The following is a 16,219-nucleotide window of genomic DNA, read 5'->3' as shown; positions in this document are numbered from 1 at the left end:
CACTGACGGGCCGGTGGAGAGGACCACTTTGGGGGAGGGGGAGCCCCTGACGGGGCCGGGCTCCTGTCGGTGTCCTCCATGATGAGGGCATGCGAGAGTTGCTGATCGAGTGGGGGGACGGGGCGGACGGGCTTGTGGGGCGGGTGGTGCGGGGGTTGCGGGAGGCTGTGCGGGAGGGGCGGTTGGGGCCGGGGGAGCGGTTGCCGGGGAGTCGGGTGTTGGCGGCGGAGTTGGGGGTGTCGCGGGGCGTCGTGGTGGAGGCCTACGAGCAACTCGCCGCGGAGGGCTACCTGGTGGGGCGTCGCGGGTCGGGGACGCGGGTCGCCGCAGGGGTCGCGGTGGCGGGGCCGGGGAGGGTGGAGCGGGCGGCGCCGGCCGAGTGGCGGTACGACCTGAAGCCGGGCACTCCCGATCTCGGGGCGTTCCCGCGGGCGGCATGGGCGGCGGCGGTGCGGCGGGCCTTGCAGGGGGCGGCCAACAGTGAGCTGGGATATCCGGATCCGGCCGGACTCCCTTTGCTGCGAGGGGAGTTGGCGGCTTACCTGGGCCGGGTGCGGGGGGTGGTGGCGCGGCCGGAGCGGGTGGCGGTGGTGAGTGGGGTGGGGCAGGGGCTGGCGTTGCTGTTGCAGGTGCTCGCGGCGGGCGGGCGGCGGCGGATCGCGGTGGAGGACCCGGGTTCGCCGGGCACGCTGGAGCTGCTGCGGGCGCACGGGGTGCGGCCGGTGGGCGTCCGGGTGGACGAAGAGGGCTTGGTGGTGGGGGAGTTGGCGGCGAGCGGGGCGCAGGCGGTGCTGGTGACGCCGGCCCACCAGTACCCGACGGGGGTCGTGCTCTCGGCGCGCCGGCGGACCGAGCTCGCCGAGTGGGCACGGGCCGGCGGGCTGGTGGTCGAGGACGACTACGACGCCGAGTTCCGGTACGACCGTGAACCACTGGGCGCCGTCCAGGGGTTGGCGCCGGAACGGGCGGTGTACCTGGGGTCGCTCAGCAAGACGCTGGCGCCCGGGCTGCGGCTGGGTTGGGCCGTGCTGCCGGAGCACCTGAGGGAGGAGTTCGCGCACGCCAAGCAGTACGCGGATCTCGGTACCGGCGCGATCGACCAACTCGCCTTCGCCGCCCTGCTGGAGAGCGGCGGCTACGACCGTCACCTGCGCGCCGTCCGCCCGCGCTACCGGGCCCGCCGGGACGCCCTGGTCGAGGCGCTGCGCACGCACCTTCCGGAGGCCGAACTGCGGGGCGTGGCAGCCGGGTTGCACCTGTACCTGGACCTGCCGGACGGGGTGGACGAGCAGGCGGTGGCGGCCGCGGCGCTGCGCCGGGGGGTGCGGGTGGCTACGGTCGGGCCCGGGAGGCTCAGGCCCGGGCGTCCGGCAATTGCCGTGGGGTATGCGGGAGTTGCCGAGCAGCGGCTGCGGGACGCGGCGGCGCTGCTCGGCGAGGCGGTGCGGGAGGCGAGTTGACGGAGCGTCAGATCGAGGTGAGGTGGCCGGTGGCGGCGTAGATCAGGGTGGCGAGCAGGAGCAGCACGGCGGACAGGCAGGCGGCCTGGACCAGGCCGCGCTGTTGGCGCGGGGCGAGGCCGAGCGCGGCGCCGGCGGCTATGCCGGTGAGCAGGCCGCCGAGGTGGCCCTGCCAGGAGGTGATGCTTGCGGAGATCACCATCCACAGCACCATGGTGCCGAGCAGTTGGTTGCCGCCGAGCGGGTCGTAGCCCTGGCGGCGGCTGAGGATCCAGTAGCCGCCGGCCAGGCCGAAGACCGCGCCGGACGCGCCGAGGGTCTCGGTGTGCGGGGCGATCAGGTAGACCAGGGTGGAGCTGCCGAGGGCGGCCAGCAGGTACAGGCCGAGGAAGCGCAGCACGCCGAGACGGTCCTCGACGACCCGGCCGAGCGTCCACAGCCAGTACATGTTGAACACGATGTGGGTGATCGCGATCGGGCCGAGGCCGGTGTACGCGTCCGGCTGCAGGTGCAGGAACGTTCCGGTCAGCAGCCGGTACCACTCGCCGTGCGCGACGCCGGCCTGGTGGTACATCGTCGCGAGGTCCAACGGGTCGTCGTTCGGGTTGTTCTGTATCGAGCCCGCGCCGAGCATGTCGAACTGCGGGACGATCCCCGGCCGGACCAGTTCGAGCACGTACGCGGCGATGTTCAGCACGATCAGCGCGATGGTGGCGTACGGCCGGGAGGTGATCCGGCCGCCGAACACCGTGCGGGCCTGCCGGACGCTCTGGTGGCCGGACTTGACGCACTCCACGCACTGGTAGCCGACCGCGGCGTCGCGCCGGCAGTCCGGGCAGACGTTGCGGTCGCAGCGGGTGCAGCGCACGTACGACTCGCGGTCGGCGTGCCGGAAGCAGGTCGGTGACGGAGCCTCGGGAGCGGGGGCTCCCGGGGCGGGCTGTGCGGCGTCCATGGTGGGGCCTCCTCGGGGCAGTGGTGCTCGGCCGAGGGGCGCCCACGGCGATGGTCCACGACGAAACGGCGCTCACCCTAGAACACCGCCGGGGGTGGACGCGACGTCAGCCCCGGTGTGCCTCACGGCGGGTACGGGTGTGGGCGGTGGTTCACCGGCTGCTTGGTCGCGGCGTGGCTCGGGCCGGTGGTTGTGGCGGGTGTCAGCGGCGGACGGTGCTGAGGATGGTGAACTTCGGGCTGCCTGCCACGGTGCGGCAGTTGCCGAAGAGGCGGCGGAGTTTGACGTGGTAGCCGAGGTGGCGGTTGCCGACCACGCGGAGTTCGCCGCCGGGGCGCAGGACGCGGCGGGCGCCGGTGAACATGCGCCAGGCGATGGCGTCCGTGGTGGCCTGGTGGGAGTGGAACGGGGGGTTCAGCAGGACCACGTCGACGGAGGCGTCCGGGATGTCCGCGAGGGCGTCGCCGACCAGGAACTCGGCGGGGGCGTCCGGGCCGAGGGCGGTGCGGAAGGTCTCCTCGGCGGAGGCCACGGCCTGGAACGACTCGTCCACGAAGAGGAGTTCGGCGTGCGGGGCGGTCAGGGCGGCGGCGGTGCCGACGATGCCGTTGCCGCAGCCGAGGTCGACGATGCGGCGGGCGTCGTTCAGGTCGGGCAGGTGCTGGAGGAGGAAGCGGGTGCCGATGTCGAGGCGGTCCGCACAGAACACGCCCGCCTGGTTGGCGACCTGGCGGCCCGACAGCACGCCGAGGTCGTCCGGGAGGCGGTAGCGCAGCGGCCACGGGTTGGCCGGGGGAGTCAGCGCCCGGTCGGGGGTGTTGTGGATCAGGCGGGCCTTGCGGACGGCCAGCGAGGTGCGGGTCGGGCCGAGGATCCGCTCGAACAGCTGCAGGGTGGAGGTGTGGATCTCGGTGACCATGCCGGTGCCGAGGACGACGGTGTTCTCGTGCAGGGCGGGCGCGAGGCGGTGCAGCTGGTCCTCCAGCAGCGCCAGGCTCTTGGGCACGCGGACCAGCAGCACGTCGATCCGCTGCGGGGGTTCCTGCTGGGTGGTGCGGACGTCCACCAGGGCCGGGTCGAGGCCGTTGCGGGCCAGGTTCGCGGTGATCGCGCGGGCGGACAGGTACGAGTCGGTGATCGCCGTCAACGGGTCGGCCGTCCCCGCGAGCGCCGTGGAGATCGCACCCCAGCGGTCGCCGAGGACGGTCACCGCGCCGTCCATCGGCACCGGGCCGGCGTCCTCGGGTCCCTCCTTCAGATACCGCAGCAGGTACTCGTCGGCGGCGTCCCGGGCGCGCAGCTGCTCACGCGGGTTCTCCGGGAATCGGGCCAGCTCGAAAGTGCCCCAGGCGGTGGTGAAAGAGTCGTTCATCGTGCCCCCAGGCTATCGGAGGGGGCGAGGGCCGCCGGACGGCGGCGGAGGCGAGGGGGCGGCATGCGACGGCGGGACAGGGTGGTCGGGGCGGTGCTCGGGTCGGCGGTCGGCGACGCGCTGGGCGCGCCGTTCGAGTTCGGGCCGGCGGGGGCGTTCGGAAAGCGTTTTCCGGAGGCGGCGGGAAAACGCTTTCCGTTTGCCGCGGCGATGTGCGGGGGCGGCGGCTGGGAGCCGGGCGAGGCCACCGACGACACGCAGATGGCCGTCCACCTCGGCGAATCGCTGCTGGACGCGGGCGGCCTCGACCTGCCGGACATCTTCGAACGGTTCCGGGGGTGGGCCGCCGCCGACCCCAAGGACATCGGCATCCTCACCGAGTGCGTGCTCGGCAGCGGCCTGCCCTGGGACCTTGCCGCGCAGTTCCACTTCCGGACCGAGGGCCGGGCCGCGGGCAACGGCGCCCTGATGCGCGCCGTCACCGCCGCCGTCCGGTTCGCCCCGCAGGGCCGCGACGCCACCATGGACGCCGCCCGCCGGATCACCGCGCTCACCCACGGCGACGGCGCGGCCTGGGAGGGCACCGCGATCCTGCACGAACTGCTGCGCCGGGCGCTCGACGGCGACGACCCGCAGGCCGCCGTGCCGTCGGCCCTGGCCGCTGTGCGGGCCGAGCACCGCGAACGGTGGGCTGTCGTTCTCGGGGAGGCGTGGCACCCGTCCCTCGCCACCGAGAGCAATGGCGCGGTCTGGCCCTGTCTGGGCTCTGCGGTCTGGGCGTTGCGCACCACCGTCTCCTTTCGTGCCGCGCTGCGGGCCGCCGTCGATCTCGGTGGCGACACCGACACCGTTGCCGCCGTCACCGGGGCGCTCGCGGGTGCGGTGTACGGCGTCGACGCGATCCCGGAGGAGTGGTCGGCGGTGCTGCACGTGCCGCTTCCGCCGACCCGACGGGTGCTGGGGGCAGGGGAGTTGGCGGCGCTGGCGGTGGCACTGGACGTGGCGGGACGGGTGGCGGGCCGGGGAGGCGTCCCCACGAGCCGCTGACGGGACTCGACGAGGGCGGGGAAGGCGACGGCGGCGGGCGGGGCGGGTGTCAGCCGGTGGTGAAGACCAGGCTCGCGTTGTGGCCGCCGAAGCCGAAGGCGTTGGTGAGGGCGGCGTCGGCGGTGATCGGGCGGGCGGTGGTGACCAGGTCGAGGTCGGCGGCGGGGTCGGGGCTGGTGAGGTTGCGGATCGGCGGGACGAGCTGGTCGTGCAGGGAGTAGGCGGTGGCGAGGGCGGCGAGGGCGCCTGCTGCGCCGAAGAGGTGGCCGGTCATGGACTTGGTGGCGGTGACGGCGGGGCGGTGCGGGCCGAAGACCCGTGCCAGGGTCTCCGCCTCGGTGAGGTCGCCCTTGGGGGTGGAGGTGGCGTGGGCGTGCACCACGCCGATCCGCTCCGGGGCGACGCCGGCCTCGGCGAGGGCGCGGCGCACGGCGCGGCTCTGCCCGTCCGGGTGGCCGGCGGTGATGTGGTGGGCGTCGGAGGTGACGGCGGCCCCGGCGAGCGTCGCGTAGGAGCGTCGGCCCGGGCGCAGTGAGGCGCGTTCCAGGACCAGGACGGCCGCGCCTTCGCCGATCACGAAGCCGTCCCGGTCCAGGTCGAACGGGCGGGAGGCGTGCTCGGGGTCGTGGTTGCGCAGCGAGTGCGCGCGGGCCTGGGCGAACCCGGCCAGCGGCAGCGGGTGCAGGCAGGCCTCGGTGCCGCCCGCGATCACCATGTCGGCGCGGCCGAGGCGGATCAGGTCCAGGCCGAGGGCGACCGCCTCCGCGCCGGACGCGCAGGCGCTGACGGGCGTGTGGGCGCCCGCGCGGGCCCCGAGGTCGATCGACACCCAGGCGGCCGGGCCGTTCGCCATCAGCATCGGCACGGTGTGCGGCGAGACCTTGCGGACGCCGGAGCGCTCCAGGATGTCGTCCTGCTCCAGCATGGTCACGGCGCCGCCGGTGCCGGTGCCGATCACCACGGCGAGCCGTTCGCCGTCGATCTCCGGCCGGCCGGCGTCCGCCCACGCCTCGCGGGCGGCGATCAGTGCCAACTGCTCGCTGCGGTCGAGGCGTCGGGCCTCGATGCGGTCGAGTGCCTCGGACGGTTCGACGGCGAGCTGCCCGGCGATCCGGATCGGCAGTTCGGCCAGCCAGTCGCGTTCGATCGGCCGGATGCCGTTGCGGCCCTCGCGCATCGCCTGCCAGGTGGCCGGGGCGGTGCCGCCGAGCGGCGTGGTGGCCCCGAGGCCGGTGACCAGGACGCTGTCGGTTTCCAAGCGCACGGTGGAGCTCCCTTTGTGTGAATGGCACAACGAACGCCGGCCCGGCGGTCGGCCGGGTCGGTCCATGCCGGCCACTCTGCCAAGCAGGAAGGGGGAGTCCGGGTACCGGACGGCACTGATTCGGGTCCGGCGATTTTGGAGGGACCGGACAGGTTGAGCTGACGGTCCGTCGGGAAAGCGGACGGGCTCCGGGCGTCAGGGGAGCATCGTGCGGGCGCGGTCCAGGAGGGCGGCGAGGGCCAGGTCGAAGGCGGTGTCGGCGCGGGCCGGGCCGGCGGCGTCCAGGGCGGCGGCGAGCAGCGGGGTGTCGGCGTCGGTGTCCCAGACCGTCGCGGGCGCGGCCAGGTCGAGCGCGGAGCCGAGGACGAGGCTCTCGAAGGCGGTGAGCAGCGGCATCACCGCGGGCAGCGGGAAGCCGGCCTCGCCGAGCAGGGCGACCGCCCGCTCGTAGTGGGCCAGCACCTCGGGCGCGACGACCTGACTGGTCGTCAACAGCGGGATGGCGCGCGGGTGGGCGGCGAACGCGGCCCGGTAGGAGCGTGCCCAGGCCTCCAGGGCGGCGTCCCAGGGGCGCAGGTCGAGTGCGGTCAGGTCGATCCCGGAGGCGATCTGGATGCGCAGGAGTTCGACGATGCCGGTGCGGCCGTCCACGTGGTGGTAGACGGAGGCGGTCTGCACGCCGAGTCGGCGGGCGATCTGCGGGACGCTGAAGTCGCCGTGCTCGTCGACCAGGGCGAGCGCGGTCGCGCCGATCCGCGCGCGGTCGAGCAGGGCCTTGCTGGGCCGTCCCACCGGTCGCCCCTCTCGTGTGGTGTGCGTCGAGACTGCCGTTCCGACCTCGGGAAACGCCTCGGAAATCGGGTCTTCCCAGAGGGTAGTCGGCCGGGCTATGGTGCCGAAACCAACGGAAACCATCAACCTTTAGGTTTATGGTCCCCGGAGCCGGACCCCCACCAGCCGGCCGCCTGAAGGGTTCCCCATGACCGAAACCCCCGCCCCCGCGCCCACCCTCCGCGGCGGCAGCCTCGGCACCGCCGACATCGCCTTCTTCGTGGTCTCCGCCGCCGCGCCGCTCACCGTGATGGCCGGCGTTGCCCCGCTGGCCCTGCTGATCGGCGGCATCGGCGCCCCCGCCGGCTACCTCGCCGCAGGCATCACGCTGACCGTCTTCGCGGTCGGCTTCACCGCGATGAGCCGACACGTCCGCAACGCCGGCGGCTTCTACGCCTACATCACCCGCGGCCTCGGCCGGCCCGCCGGATTCGGCGCCGCCCTGCTCGCCCTGCTCGGCTACCTCGGCATGAACATCGGCGTGTACGGCCTGCTCGGCACCGCCACCCACGACACCGTGAAAGCGCTTACCGGACACGACGTTCCGTGGCTGCTGCCCGCACTGATCGGACTGGCCGTCATCTGGTACGGCGGCTTCCGCTCGATCGACTTCGGCGCGAAACTGCTCGGCGTCCTGCTGCTCGCCGAGACCGGCATCCTGGTACTGCTGGCCGCCGCGGTGCTGCTCAGAGGCGGTGCGCACGGCCTGAGCCTGGCGTCGTTCGCGCCCGGCAACGTGCTGACCGGCGGCATGCCCGGCGTCCTCGCGATGGCGTTCGCCGCGTTCACCGGCTTCGAATCCACCGTCATCTACCGCCGCGAGGCCCGGAACCCCGACCGCACCGTCCCGCGCGCCACCTACCTGGCCGTCGCCTTCCTCGGCCTGTTCTACGCCTTCGTGGTGTGGACCGTCATCCAGGCGTACGGCGACGCCGAGGTCGTGGCCGCCGCCGCCGACGACCCGGGCGGGCTGTTCTTCACCGCCATCGACCAGTACGTCGGCGGCTGGGCCGCGGACCTGATGCACGTACTGATCGTCACCAGCATCCTGGCCTCGCTGCTCGCCTTCCACAACGCGACCAGCCGCTACGGACTCGCCCTCGCCGAGGAGGGCCTGCTGCCCCGCGCGCTCGGCCGGATCCACCCCAGGCACCGCTCCCCGTACGTCGCCGGGATCGCGCAGACCCTGCTCGGACTGCTCGTCGTCGCACTCTTCGCCGCCGCCGGCGCGGACCCCTACCGGCAGCTGCTGCTCTGGGTGAACACCCCCGGCATGCTGTCCCTGGTCGCGCTCCAACTGCTGGCCGCGATCGCCGTCCCCTGCTGGTTCCGCCGCCGCAGCCACGGCGAGGGCGTGCCGCGCACCGTGGTCGCGCCGATCGCCGCCGCGCTGCTGCTGGCCGCCGCGCTGTGGCTGGTGATCGACCACATCCAGCTGCTCACCGGCGCGTCCGACACCGTCAACCGCGTCCTGATCGCCACCGTCCCCGCCGTCTTTGCCGCCGGCGTGCTGTACGCGCTGCGCACCCGCTCCCGGCGGCCGGAGGTGTACGCGGCCTTCGCCGCCGAACCGCCGTCGGAGGCGGCCCCGGACGCGCCGTCCGCAGCCGACCTCCCCGTGCGCAGCGCCGCCTGACCCAGACTCGAACCGCACCCCCGCACCCTCAGGAGCACGCCATGTCGCCCGACATCATCGTCCTCGCCCGCACCGTCCACACCCTCGACGCCGCCCACCCCGCCGTCACCGCCGTCGCCGTCGAGAACGGGCTGATCGCGGCCGTCGGCGACGCCGCCGACGCCCGCGACTGGGCCGGACCCGGCACCGAGACCATCGACCTCGGCGACGCCGTCCTCGTCCCCGGCCTGGTCGACGGGCACAGCCACCCCGCGTTCGGACTCGAACTCTCCGAGGGCGTCGACCTGTCCGACGTCCAGGACCTCGACGCGCTGCGCGCCGCCCTCGCCCGCGCCGAACGCCTCAACGGCTGGGTGCTCGCCTGGAACCTCGACCACAACGTGTTCGGCGGCCGGCCCGTGCACCGTGCCCTGGTCGAGGACGTCCTCGGCCCCGAGGTGCCCGCCTTCATCCGCCTCTACGACGGCCACTCCGCGCTCGCCACCGGCGCCGCGCTGCGGGCCGCCGGCATCACCGGGCCGCGCGAGTTCGCCCAGCGCGCCACCGTGGTCTGCGACCCCGACGGCACCCCCACCGGCCACCTGATCGAGCATGCCGCGATGGACCTGGTGGACGCCGTCCTGCCCAGCCGCCCGCTCGCTGAACGCCGGGACGCCCTCCACGAGTTGCTGCTGGAGATGGCCGCCGGGGGCCTGGCCGGCGCGCACGTGATGGACGCCGGCGGCGACATCCTCGACCTGGTCCGCGCCATCGAGGCCGACCGCCACCTGCCGCTGCGGCTGCGCATCGCCCCCTGGTGCATGCCTGGCGCGAGCGCCGCCGACCTGCGCCAACTCGCCGAGCTGCAGGGCGAGTCCGGCCGCAACTGGCTGGTCGGCGGCGTGAAGCTCTTCATGGACGGCACCGTCGAGGGCGGCTCCGCCTGGCTGGAACGCCCCGACTGCCACGGCGAGGGAACCGCCGCACTCTGGCTCGACCCCGCCGAATACACCGACGTCGTCCGGCAGTTGGACGCGTACGGGGTGCGCACCGCGACCCACGCCATCGGCGACGCGGGTGTGCGTCACGTCCTCGACACCATCGCCGGCCTGCCGTACACCGCCCGGGGCCGGCACCGGATCGAGCACATCGAGACGCTCGGCGACGAACAGGCCCGGCGCTTCGCCGAGTTGGGCGTCCACGCGTCGATGCAGCCCACCCACTCCGCGTACACCCGGGCCGACCACACCGACGCCTGGTCCACCCGCCTCGGCGTCGAACGCGCCGAACGCGCCTGGATCTGCCGCACCTTGCGCGACACCGGTGCGACCCTCGCGCTCGGCTCCGACTGGCCGATCGCCCACCACGACCCGCGCGGCGTCCTCGCCTACGCGCAGCTGCGCCGCCACGCCGGCACCGACACCGCGCCCGTCGCCCCCGAGCAGGCCCTCACCGCGCTGATGGCCCTGGAGGGCTACACCACCCACGCGGCGCGCGCCGCAGGCGAGTTCGACCGCGCCGGCCGGATCGCCCCCGGCCTGCGCGCCGACCTCAGCGCCTTCGCCCTGGACCCGCTGACCGCACCGGCCGACGAGTTCGCGACCAGCGCCGTGCCGCTGACCATGTCCGGCGGCGTGGTGACGAACCGTCAGATCTGAGCGGCCTCCAGGTAGGAGTGGAGCGCGGCCGCGCCCGCGAGGAGGGCGCGGGCGCGGGTGGTGAGGCGGTGCTGCCAGGCGGCGAGGGTGGGGCGGACGGCGTCCGGGTGGCCGGCGGTGCGCAGGCGGTGGAGGATCTCGGCGGTGCGGGCCAAGGCGTGCCCGCCGCGCCGGAGTTGCTCGGCGATCTGCAGCTCGCGGACCTGGCCGGGAGTGTACGTCCGGTAGCCGGTGCGGGCGTCCCGGGACGGGGTGACCAGCCCGGCGCGCTCCCACTCGCGGAGGGTCGCCGGGTGCAGCCCGAGGCGGTGGGCGACCGGGCCGATGTGGGTGAACCCGGCTTCGGTGGCCGGTGGGCGGGAGGGCGGAAGGTGCTGGAGGGCGGTGCGGACCGCGTCCAGGGTGCGGCGGTCCTCGGCGAGGAGGGCGTGGCTGTCGTCGATCAGCCGCAGCGCCTCGTCCGGCTGCCCGGCGTTGACGGCGCACAGGATGGCGGTGGCGGCGCGGTGGCCGTGCCCCGGCAGCAGCGCCAGGAAGGCGCGGAGCGCGGCGGCGTGCCGCTCGCCGTACTGCCGGTACCCGTGCGGGGACCGTTCGGCGGGCGGCAGGATGCCCGCCTCCTCGTAGTTGCGCACCGCCTGGGTGGACAGGCCGTGCTCCCGGGCCAGATCGATCGGCCGTAGCGCCATGATGGAGACTTTTCTGCTCGATTCTCGGGGTGAGAGCGGAAAAGTTTACACCGTCACTTCAACGATACGGTGGAGGTCATGACTGTCTCGCCCGCGCTCCGGGACGCTGCCCGTCCCTTCTCGCCGTCCGCCGTCACCGACCTCCTCCCGCCCGGCATCAGGGTGCTGGCCCTGGGCGAACCCACCCACGGCGTCGAGGCGTTCCTCGACCTCCGCAACGAACTCTTCCGGCACCTGGTCGTCGAACACGGCTACCGGTCGATCGCCGTGGAGAGCGACTGTCTGGCGGCACTGGACGTGGACGCCTGCGTGGCCGGCGCCGAGGGCGAACTCGACGCGGTGGTGCGGGAAGGCTTCAGCCACGGCTTCGGCGAGTTCGCGGGCAACCGCGAACTGGTCCGGTGGATGCGGGAGTTCAACGGCGCGCTGGGGGCGGGGGAGGAACGGCTGCGGTTCTACGGGGCGGACGGTCCGCTGGAGATGACCGGCGCGGCGGCGCCCGGGCCCCCGCTGATGCGACTGCGGGAGTTCCTGGCGGCCCACCTGGCAGTCGAACTGCCGGTGGGGGAGGAGGAGTTGGCGGACGTGTGTGGGCCGGACGGACGGTGGACCGAGCCGGCGGTCGCGTTCGATCCCGGGCGATCGGTCGGGCGGACCGAGGACGCGCTTCAACTACGGCTGATCGCCGATGAGTTGGCGGCGCTGCTCGCGGCGCACGGGCCGCATTTCGCGGCGGAGGCGGACCCCGAGGCGTACTGGCGGGCGCAGGTGGACGCGCGGACCGCGACCGGGTTGCTGCGGTACCACGCGGCGATGGCGGACACCGGACCGGACCGCTTCAACTCGCTGATGCGGCAACGGGGTCTGATGATGGCCGACAACCTCGAAGCGCTCGCCCGCCGCGAGGCGCGGCGCGGCCCCACGCTGGTCTTCGCCCACCACCGCCACCTGCAGCGCGAGGCCGCCCGCATCCCGCTCGGCACCCGTGAGCTGCACTGGTGGAGCGCCGGCTCCCTGCTCGCCGACCGCCTCGGCGAGGGCTACGCGTTCGTCGCCACCGCGTTCGGCCACCGGGCACCCGACGACCACCCCGCCCCCGACACGCTGGAGGGCCGGCTCGCGGCCCTCGGCGAAGCCCGCGCGGTCCTCGACCCGCGCCTGCTGGCTTCGGCGACGGCCGGGACGGTGACGCCGCGAGTACCGGCGGACCACACGTACATCGGGCTCGACCCGGAGGCGCTGGGGTCGGTGGACGGGGTGGTGTTCGTGCGGGAGATCCCCCGGCAGGCGGGGATGTTCGGCGGCGGGTGAGACCCGCGGGGTGGCGGCCGGCCCGCGGCGGCCGGGCCGATCGGGTGTACTTGAGGCCGAGCGGGCGTCGGGCCGCCCGGTAGGCGCTGAGGAGAGCGGGGGTGCGGAGGGCGGGAACGGCGATCGACGTGCTCACGGCGGAGGAGCCCGGCAGGCGGGACTGCGCACGGGCACCCGACCTCCGGGCGAGGGGGTAATGCGTGGCGACGGGTGGGCGTGGTCGGGGAGGATGCCGGGATGCGTCGTCATGTGTGGGCCGGGCTGGCCGAGAACCCTGCGCTGCCGGCCGAGGCGGTGGACCGGCTGGTGGAGCTGCCGGAGCTGTCGATGGAACTGGCCGGGCGGAGCGGGCTGACGGCGGGGCAGGTCGAGGCACTGGCCGGGCGCGGTGTCGTGGAAGCGCGAATCCTGGCGGAGAGCGGGCAGTTGACCGCCGCGCGGGTCGATCCGGCGCGGCAGCCGGTGGCCGCGCTCGGCCTGCTGCGGGCCGGGCTCGCACCCGCGCGGTGGGCCGTCGAACTGGTCGAACGGCCGGAGCTGCGAGAGCAGTTGGCGGCATGCCCGAACCTCCCGGCGGAGGTGGCGCGGCGGCTGGCGGGTGACGCCGACCTCGCGGTGGCGGTCGAGCTGGCCGAGGAGACCACCGACCGGGAGGTCGCCGCGCTGCTGGCCTCCCACCCGTCGGAACACGTCCGCGCCGCACTCGGGTACAACCGTGGAGCGTCGCCCGCCGTCCTGGCCGACCTGATCAACAACCGTCCACCGCTGGCGAGTTGCGACACCTGCGCGCGGCACTCCGTCCCCTGGGTGCACCCGCCGGACTGCCCGGACCCGGACTGCACCCTGCCCGGCGGGGCGGCGTGCGACGGGACGCACCAGTACGCCCGGCACGCCATCCTGGAGGCCGCGCTCGGGAACCCGGCCGCGCCCGTCACCGCGGCGATGCGGTACCTCGACGCCCCGTCGGCGTTCCTGCGGGAGAAACTCGCAGCCCGCACCGACCTTCCCGCACACGCGTACGCCGCGCTCGCCGCCGACCCGGCGATCCGGGTGCGCAGCCCACTCGCGAGCAACCCCGCGATCGGGGACGAACTGCTGCGGCGCCTGGCCGAGGACCCGTCCGACGAGGTACGCCGAAGTGCCGCCCAGCATCCGCTGATCGCGCTGGACGCCCTCGACCGGCTGTGCGGCACCGTCCGGCTCGGGCCGCTGCCGCCACCCCGGATCGCCGCCGCCACCTGCTCCGAATTGGACGCGTCGGCCGCCGCCGCCAACCCCGAACTGCGTCGCCTCACCGCACTGCGTCGCGACCTGCCCGACGCCGTCCGCGACCTGCTCGCCGCCGACCCCGTCGCCAAGGTCGCCGCCGCCGTCGCTCCCCACCCCGGCCTGGACGACGGGCAGTTGAGAGCCATGCACCGACGGCACGGCCGCGCCGTCGCGGCCGGAATCGCCGCCAGCCCCGACGCGAGCACCGCCCTGCTCGCCGAACTCGTCCACGCCGACCACAACGTCGCCACCCTGCGCGCCCTCGCCGACCACCCCGCCGCCGACGGGGCCACCCTCACCACCTGCCTGCGCGACGCCCGCGCCCGCCGCAAGGCCGCCGTCCATCCGGCGCTGCCGCTGCCCCAACTCCTGCTCCTGCTCGACGACTCGGACCCGGTGACCGCCCAATGCGCAGCCGCCAACCCGGCGTTGCCGGTGGCCGAGATGCTGCGCCTGATGCCCGGCGCGGGTCGACGGCTCAACGGCTCAATGGCTTGACGGCATCGGGACCATGGCCGTGTGAACACTCAACTCCCGTCCGACACAACGGCCGAGAGGCTCGCCCACGTCCGCTGGATCGCCGGCGGGACGGCGGCCGGAAAGAGCACGGCGGCCCGCGCACTGGCCGAACAGTACGGGGTCGAGATCTTCAACGGCGACCGTGCGGAACACCGTTGGCTCGCCCGCTGCACGCCGCAACGCCACCCGCACCTGGCCGCACTGCGCGGCACGCCGCCGGGCGGCGGGTGGGAGGGGCGGACGCCGGAGCAGGTGTTCCGGTCGATGGCGGGCCTGCACGGCGAGACCGTCGAGTTCCTCGTCGACGACCTCGACGACCTCGACGACCTCGGCGACTTCGACGACCTCGGCGGCCGCGGAACGGCCGAACAGCCCGTCGTGGTCGACTACTTCGGCATTCTGCCCGACCACCTCGCGCCGCTGCTCACCCGCCCCGAACAGGCGGTCTTCCTGCTGCCCACACCCGAGTTCCGCGCCGACGCCCTCCGTGCGCGCTACGCCGACCGGCAGCACGCCCGGGCGACCTGGGGCAGCGGCGACCCCTCGGACCTGCTGCCGCTCCGGCTGGCGCGCGACGCCCTCTGGGACCGGGAGGTCCGCCGCCAGGCAGAACGGCACGGCCTCGACGTCGTCACGGTGGACGGCAGCGTTCCGGCGGCCGAGCGGGCCGGGTGGCTGGCCGCGCGCTTCGGACTGGCCGGGCCCGGCGGCGCGCAGACGCCGCACCGCTGAGCCCGGGGCGGTCGTTGAGCCCGTTGAGCCCGTTGAGCCCGCTGTGCCCGCTGTGCCCGCTGCGCCCGGGGCGGCCGCCCCAGGTGGGGCGTCAGTTGCGGAGTCAGCTGTGGAGGAAACCCTCCAGGGACGCCGCGAGAGCCACCGGCGTCTCGTACATCGGGTAGTGGCCGCTGCCGCCCAGCTCCTCGAGTTCGGCGTTGGGGTAGTGGGTGAGGAAGGTGCCGCGCATCACGTCGGCGGTGAGGGCGAGGTCGTGCTCGCCGACGATCACCTTGACCGGCACCGGGTTGCCGCTGATCCGCTGCTCCAGGTCGGCCGTCACCCAGTCGCGGACGTAGCCGCCGAACGCCTCGGGGCTGGACAGCCGGAGCGACTGGTCGACCATGCGCTCCAGCCAGACCCGGCCGGCCCGCTGCCCGGTGACCAGGTCGAGGATCGCGAGGCGCTTCTCACGGTCCTCGGCGGCGCCGTAGAACAGCGCCTCGCCCGCCTCGTCCAGCGGGTACGCCCCGGCCGGCACCGGGGCCAGGCCGACCAGCTTGCGCACCCGCAGCGGCGCCTCGGCAAGGACCTGCTGGGCCGCCTTCCCGCCCATCGAGTGGCCGACCAGGGAGAAGCGCTCCCAGCCGAGCTGATCGGCCAGGGCGAGCGCGTCCGCGGCGATCTCGGCGAGCGTGTACGCGCCGGCGACGTCCTTGCGCTGCCCGTAGCCGCGGTAGTCGAGGAAGGCGTAGCTGAAGGCGTCGCCGTCGAGGTAGTCGAGGAACGGGCCCCAGCCGGCGCTGGTGCCGAACCAGTCGTGGAGGACCAGGACATGGTGGTCGCCGGTGCCGGTCAAGCGGTGAGCAATCGTCATGCACTCGGTCGTTCCCCGCGAACCGCCCGCCCGAACGGACGGTCCGCCGGTTCGTGCGGGGGGGACGGAGGCAGGCCGTAGGCTCGGGGCCCGGGAACAGCGCAGATGGCTGACAGCTCCCCGCCGCACTCCCCGCCGCTTTCCCCACCGCACTGGCCGCCGTGACGGCCGCCGTCCTGGGCGGAGCGGGCGACCGGATCGACTTCGAGCCGTACCCGGGGTTCCTGTCCGTCGAGGACACCGCCTTCTGGTTCCGGGCCTGGACGGGCAACGAGGAGACGGACGGCCGGGAGTTCCGGGTGTTCGGGCAGGACGGCAGCGGCGGGTTCGCGGCGTTCTGGCTGGTCCGCGCGGGGCGGCCGTTGGCCGAGCAGCCGGTCGTCCACCTCGGCTCCGAGGGCGGGACCGCCGTGGTGGCCCGTGACCTGGCGGCCTTCCTGTGGCTGCCGGCAGGCGGCTGCGGCCCCGCCGAGGCCGCCGAACCCCAGCCGTGCCGGACAGCCCGGACCTGGCCCGAACTCCTCACCCTCGCCGCGGAGTTCGCCGCCGGGCGGCGGCAGTCGCCCGCCGAGGTGATCGAGGAGGCGGCCGCGGAGTTCCCCGGGTTCGACGGCACGATCCAGGAGCTCTGCCGCTGA

14 protein-coding genes are annotated in these 16,219 nt (G+C 74.5%); 8 read left to right on the top strand and 6 right to left on the bottom strand.

Features of this window, described 5'->3' with window-relative positions; genetic code table 11:
- Nucleotides 1–89 precede the first annotated feature (89 nt).
- Nucleotides 90–1,460: a MocR-like pyridoxine biosynthesis transcription factor PdxR gene (pdxR, locus tag AMK19_RS29305; protein ID WP_073817219.1), complete on the top strand. Its 1,371-nt coding sequence runs from the start codon at nucleotides 90–92 to the stop codon at nucleotides 1,458–1,460.
- A gap of 7 nt (nucleotides 1,461–1,467) precedes the next feature.
- Here the strand turns inward: pdxR and AMK19_RS29300 are convergent, their stop codons facing one another.
- Both AMK19_RS29300 and AMK19_RS29295 read right to left on the bottom strand, forming a co-directional pair.
- Nucleotides 1,468–2,415 carry a rhomboid family intramembrane serine protease gene (locus AMK19_RS29300; RefSeq protein WP_073817216.1) on the bottom strand — a complete coding sequence of 316 codons (948 nt, stop codon included), beginning with the start codon at nucleotides 2,413–2,415 and terminating at the stop codon, nucleotides 1,468–1,470.
- Nucleotides 2,416–2,617: 202 nt separating this feature from the next.
- Nucleotides 2,618–3,787 carry a methyltransferase gene (locus AMK19_RS29295; RefSeq protein ID WP_073817213.1) on the bottom strand — a complete coding sequence of 390 codons (1,170 nt, stop codon included), beginning with the start codon at nucleotides 3,785–3,787 and terminating at the stop codon, nucleotides 2,618–2,620.
- Between the two features lie 63 nt (nucleotides 3,788–3,850).
- Between AMK19_RS29295 and AMK19_RS29290 the strand changes: the two genes are divergently transcribed.
- Nucleotides 3,851–4,834 (top strand): ADP-ribosylglycohydrolase family protein, encoded by a 984-nt coding sequence (locus tag AMK19_RS29290; protein WP_073817209.1) that lies wholly within the window; start codon nucleotides 3,851–3,853, stop codon nucleotides 4,832–4,834.
- Nucleotides 4,835–4,883: 49 nt separating this feature from the next.
- Here the strand turns inward: AMK19_RS29290 and AMK19_RS29285 are convergent, their stop codons facing one another.
- Both AMK19_RS29285 and AMK19_RS29280 read right to left on the bottom strand, forming a co-directional pair.
- Complete coding sequence (locus AMK19_RS29285) at nucleotides 4,884–6,098, bottom strand: beta-ketoacyl-[acyl-carrier-protein] synthase family protein (protein ID WP_241844642.1); 1,215 nt, start codon at nucleotides 6,096–6,098, stop codon at nucleotides 4,884–4,886.
- A gap of 195 nt (nucleotides 6,099–6,293) precedes the next feature.
- On the bottom strand, nucleotides 6,294–6,890 hold the full coding sequence (locus tag AMK19_RS29280) for a TetR/AcrR family transcriptional regulator (protein WP_073817205.1): 597 nt from the start codon (nucleotides 6,888–6,890) through the stop codon (nucleotides 6,294–6,296).
- 187 nt (nucleotides 6,891–7,077) lie between these two features.
- Here AMK19_RS29280 and AMK19_RS29275 point away from each other — a divergent pair, with 187 nt between their 5' ends.
- Together AMK19_RS29275 and AMK19_RS29270 are read left to right on the top strand one after the other, a co-directional pair.
- Complete coding sequence (locus tag AMK19_RS29275) at nucleotides 7,078–8,565, top strand: APC family permease (RefSeq protein WP_073817202.1); 1,488 nt, start codon at nucleotides 7,078–7,080, stop codon at nucleotides 8,563–8,565.
- Between the two features lie 41 nt (nucleotides 8,566–8,606).
- A complete protein-coding gene (locus AMK19_RS29270; RefSeq protein ID WP_073817197.1) occupies nucleotides 8,607–10,202 on the top strand; it encodes an amidohydrolase in 1,596 nt (531 codons plus the stop codon).
- Here the strand turns inward: AMK19_RS29270 and AMK19_RS29265 are convergent.
- Entirely contained in the window at nucleotides 10,193–10,891 is a 699-nt protein-coding gene (locus AMK19_RS29265; protein WP_073817194.1) for a MerR family DNA-binding transcriptional regulator, read from the bottom strand. The two genes, AMK19_RS29270 and AMK19_RS29265, sit on opposite strands and share 10 nt — an antisense overlap.
- Nucleotides 10,892–10,969: 78 nt before the next feature.
- Between AMK19_RS29265 and AMK19_RS29260 the strand changes: the two genes are divergently transcribed.
- The 3 genes from AMK19_RS29260 to AMK19_RS36220 all read left to right on the top strand — a co-directional run bounded on the left by AMK19_RS29260 (nucleotide 10,970) and on the right by AMK19_RS36220 (nucleotide 14,722).
- Nucleotides 10,970–12,202, top strand: a complete 1,233-nt coding sequence (locus AMK19_RS29260; RefSeq protein ID WP_073817331.1) for an erythromycin esterase family protein — start codon at nucleotides 10,970–10,972, stop codon at nucleotides 12,200–12,202.
- 237 nt (nucleotides 12,203–12,439) lie between these two features.
- Nucleotides 12,440–13,969 (top strand): hypothetical protein, encoded by a 1,530-nt coding sequence (locus tag AMK19_RS29255; RefSeq protein WP_073817190.1) that lies wholly within the window; start codon nucleotides 12,440–12,442, stop codon nucleotides 13,967–13,969.
- Nucleotides 13,970–13,990: 21 nt separating this feature from the next.
- Nucleotides 13,991–14,722 carry a hypothetical protein gene (locus AMK19_RS36220; protein WP_073817186.1) on the top strand — a complete coding sequence of 244 codons (732 nt, stop codon included), beginning with the start codon at nucleotides 13,991–13,993 and terminating at the stop codon, nucleotides 14,720–14,722.
- A gap of 103 nt (nucleotides 14,723–14,825) precedes the next feature.
- On the opposite strand, the gene AMK19_RS29245 is transcribed toward AMK19_RS36220, so the two are convergent.
- The gene (locus AMK19_RS29245; protein WP_073817183.1) at nucleotides 14,826–15,581 is read right to left on the bottom strand and encodes an alpha/beta fold hydrolase; all 756 of its coding nucleotides are present in this window, start codon (nucleotides 15,579–15,581) and stop codon (nucleotides 14,826–14,828) included.
- A 161-nt stretch (nucleotides 15,582–15,742) separates the two neighbouring features.
- On the opposite strand from AMK19_RS29245, the gene AMK19_RS29240 reads away from it, so the two are divergent.
- The gene (locus AMK19_RS29240) at nucleotides 15,743–16,219 is read left to right on the top strand and encodes an SMI1/KNR4 family protein (protein ID WP_241844641.1); all 477 of its coding nucleotides are present in this window, start codon (nucleotides 15,743–15,745) and stop codon (nucleotides 16,217–16,219) included.

The sequence above is a fragment of the Kitasatospora sp. CB01950 genome, assembly GCF_001905465.1.
Classification (GTDB): domain Bacteria; phylum Actinomycetota; class Actinomycetes; order Streptomycetales; family Streptomycetaceae; genus Kitasatospora.
The sequence above is the reverse complement of the archived record's forward strand: the minus strand, read 5'-3'. Positions and strand labels throughout refer to the sequence as shown.

Bases quoted from the DNA above. Each gene is read 5' to 3' on its own strand.
- AMK19_RS29275 (WP_073817202.1), top strand. From the start codon at position 7,078: ATGACCGAAACCCCCGCCCCCGCGCCCACCCTCCGCGGCGGCAGCCTC.
- AMK19_RS29265 (WP_073817194.1), bottom strand. From the start codon at position 10,891: ATGGCGCTACGGCCGATCGATCTGGCCCGGGAGCACGGCCTGTCCACC.
- AMK19_RS29255 (WP_073817190.1), top strand. From the start codon at position 12,440: ATGCGTCGTCATGTGTGGGCCGGGCTGGCCGAGAACCCTGCGCTGCCG.
- AMK19_RS29295 (WP_073817213.1), bottom strand. From the start codon at position 3,787: ATGAACGACTCTTTCACCACCGCCTGGGGCACTTTCGAGCTGGCCCGA.
- pdxR (WP_073817219.1), top strand. From the start codon at position 90: ATGCGAGAGTTGCTGATCGAGTGGGGGGACGGGGCGGACGGGCTTGTG.
- AMK19_RS29290 (WP_073817209.1), top strand. From the start codon at position 3,851: ATGCGACGGCGGGACAGGGTGGTCGGGGCGGTGCTCGGGTCGGCGGTC.
- AMK19_RS29270 (WP_073817197.1), top strand. From the start codon at position 8,607: ATGTCGCCCGACATCATCGTCCTCGCCCGCACCGTCCACACCCTCGAC.
- AMK19_RS29245 (WP_073817183.1), bottom strand. From the start codon at position 15,581: ATGACGATTGCTCACCGCTTGACCGGCACCGGCGACCACCATGTCCTG.
- AMK19_RS29260 (WP_073817331.1), top strand. From the start codon at position 10,970: ATGACTGTCTCGCCCGCGCTCCGGGACGCTGCCCGTCCCTTCTCGCCG.
- AMK19_RS29300 (WP_073817216.1), bottom strand. From the start codon at position 2,415: ATGGACGCCGCACAGCCCGCCCCGGGAGCCCCCGCTCCCGAGGCTCCG.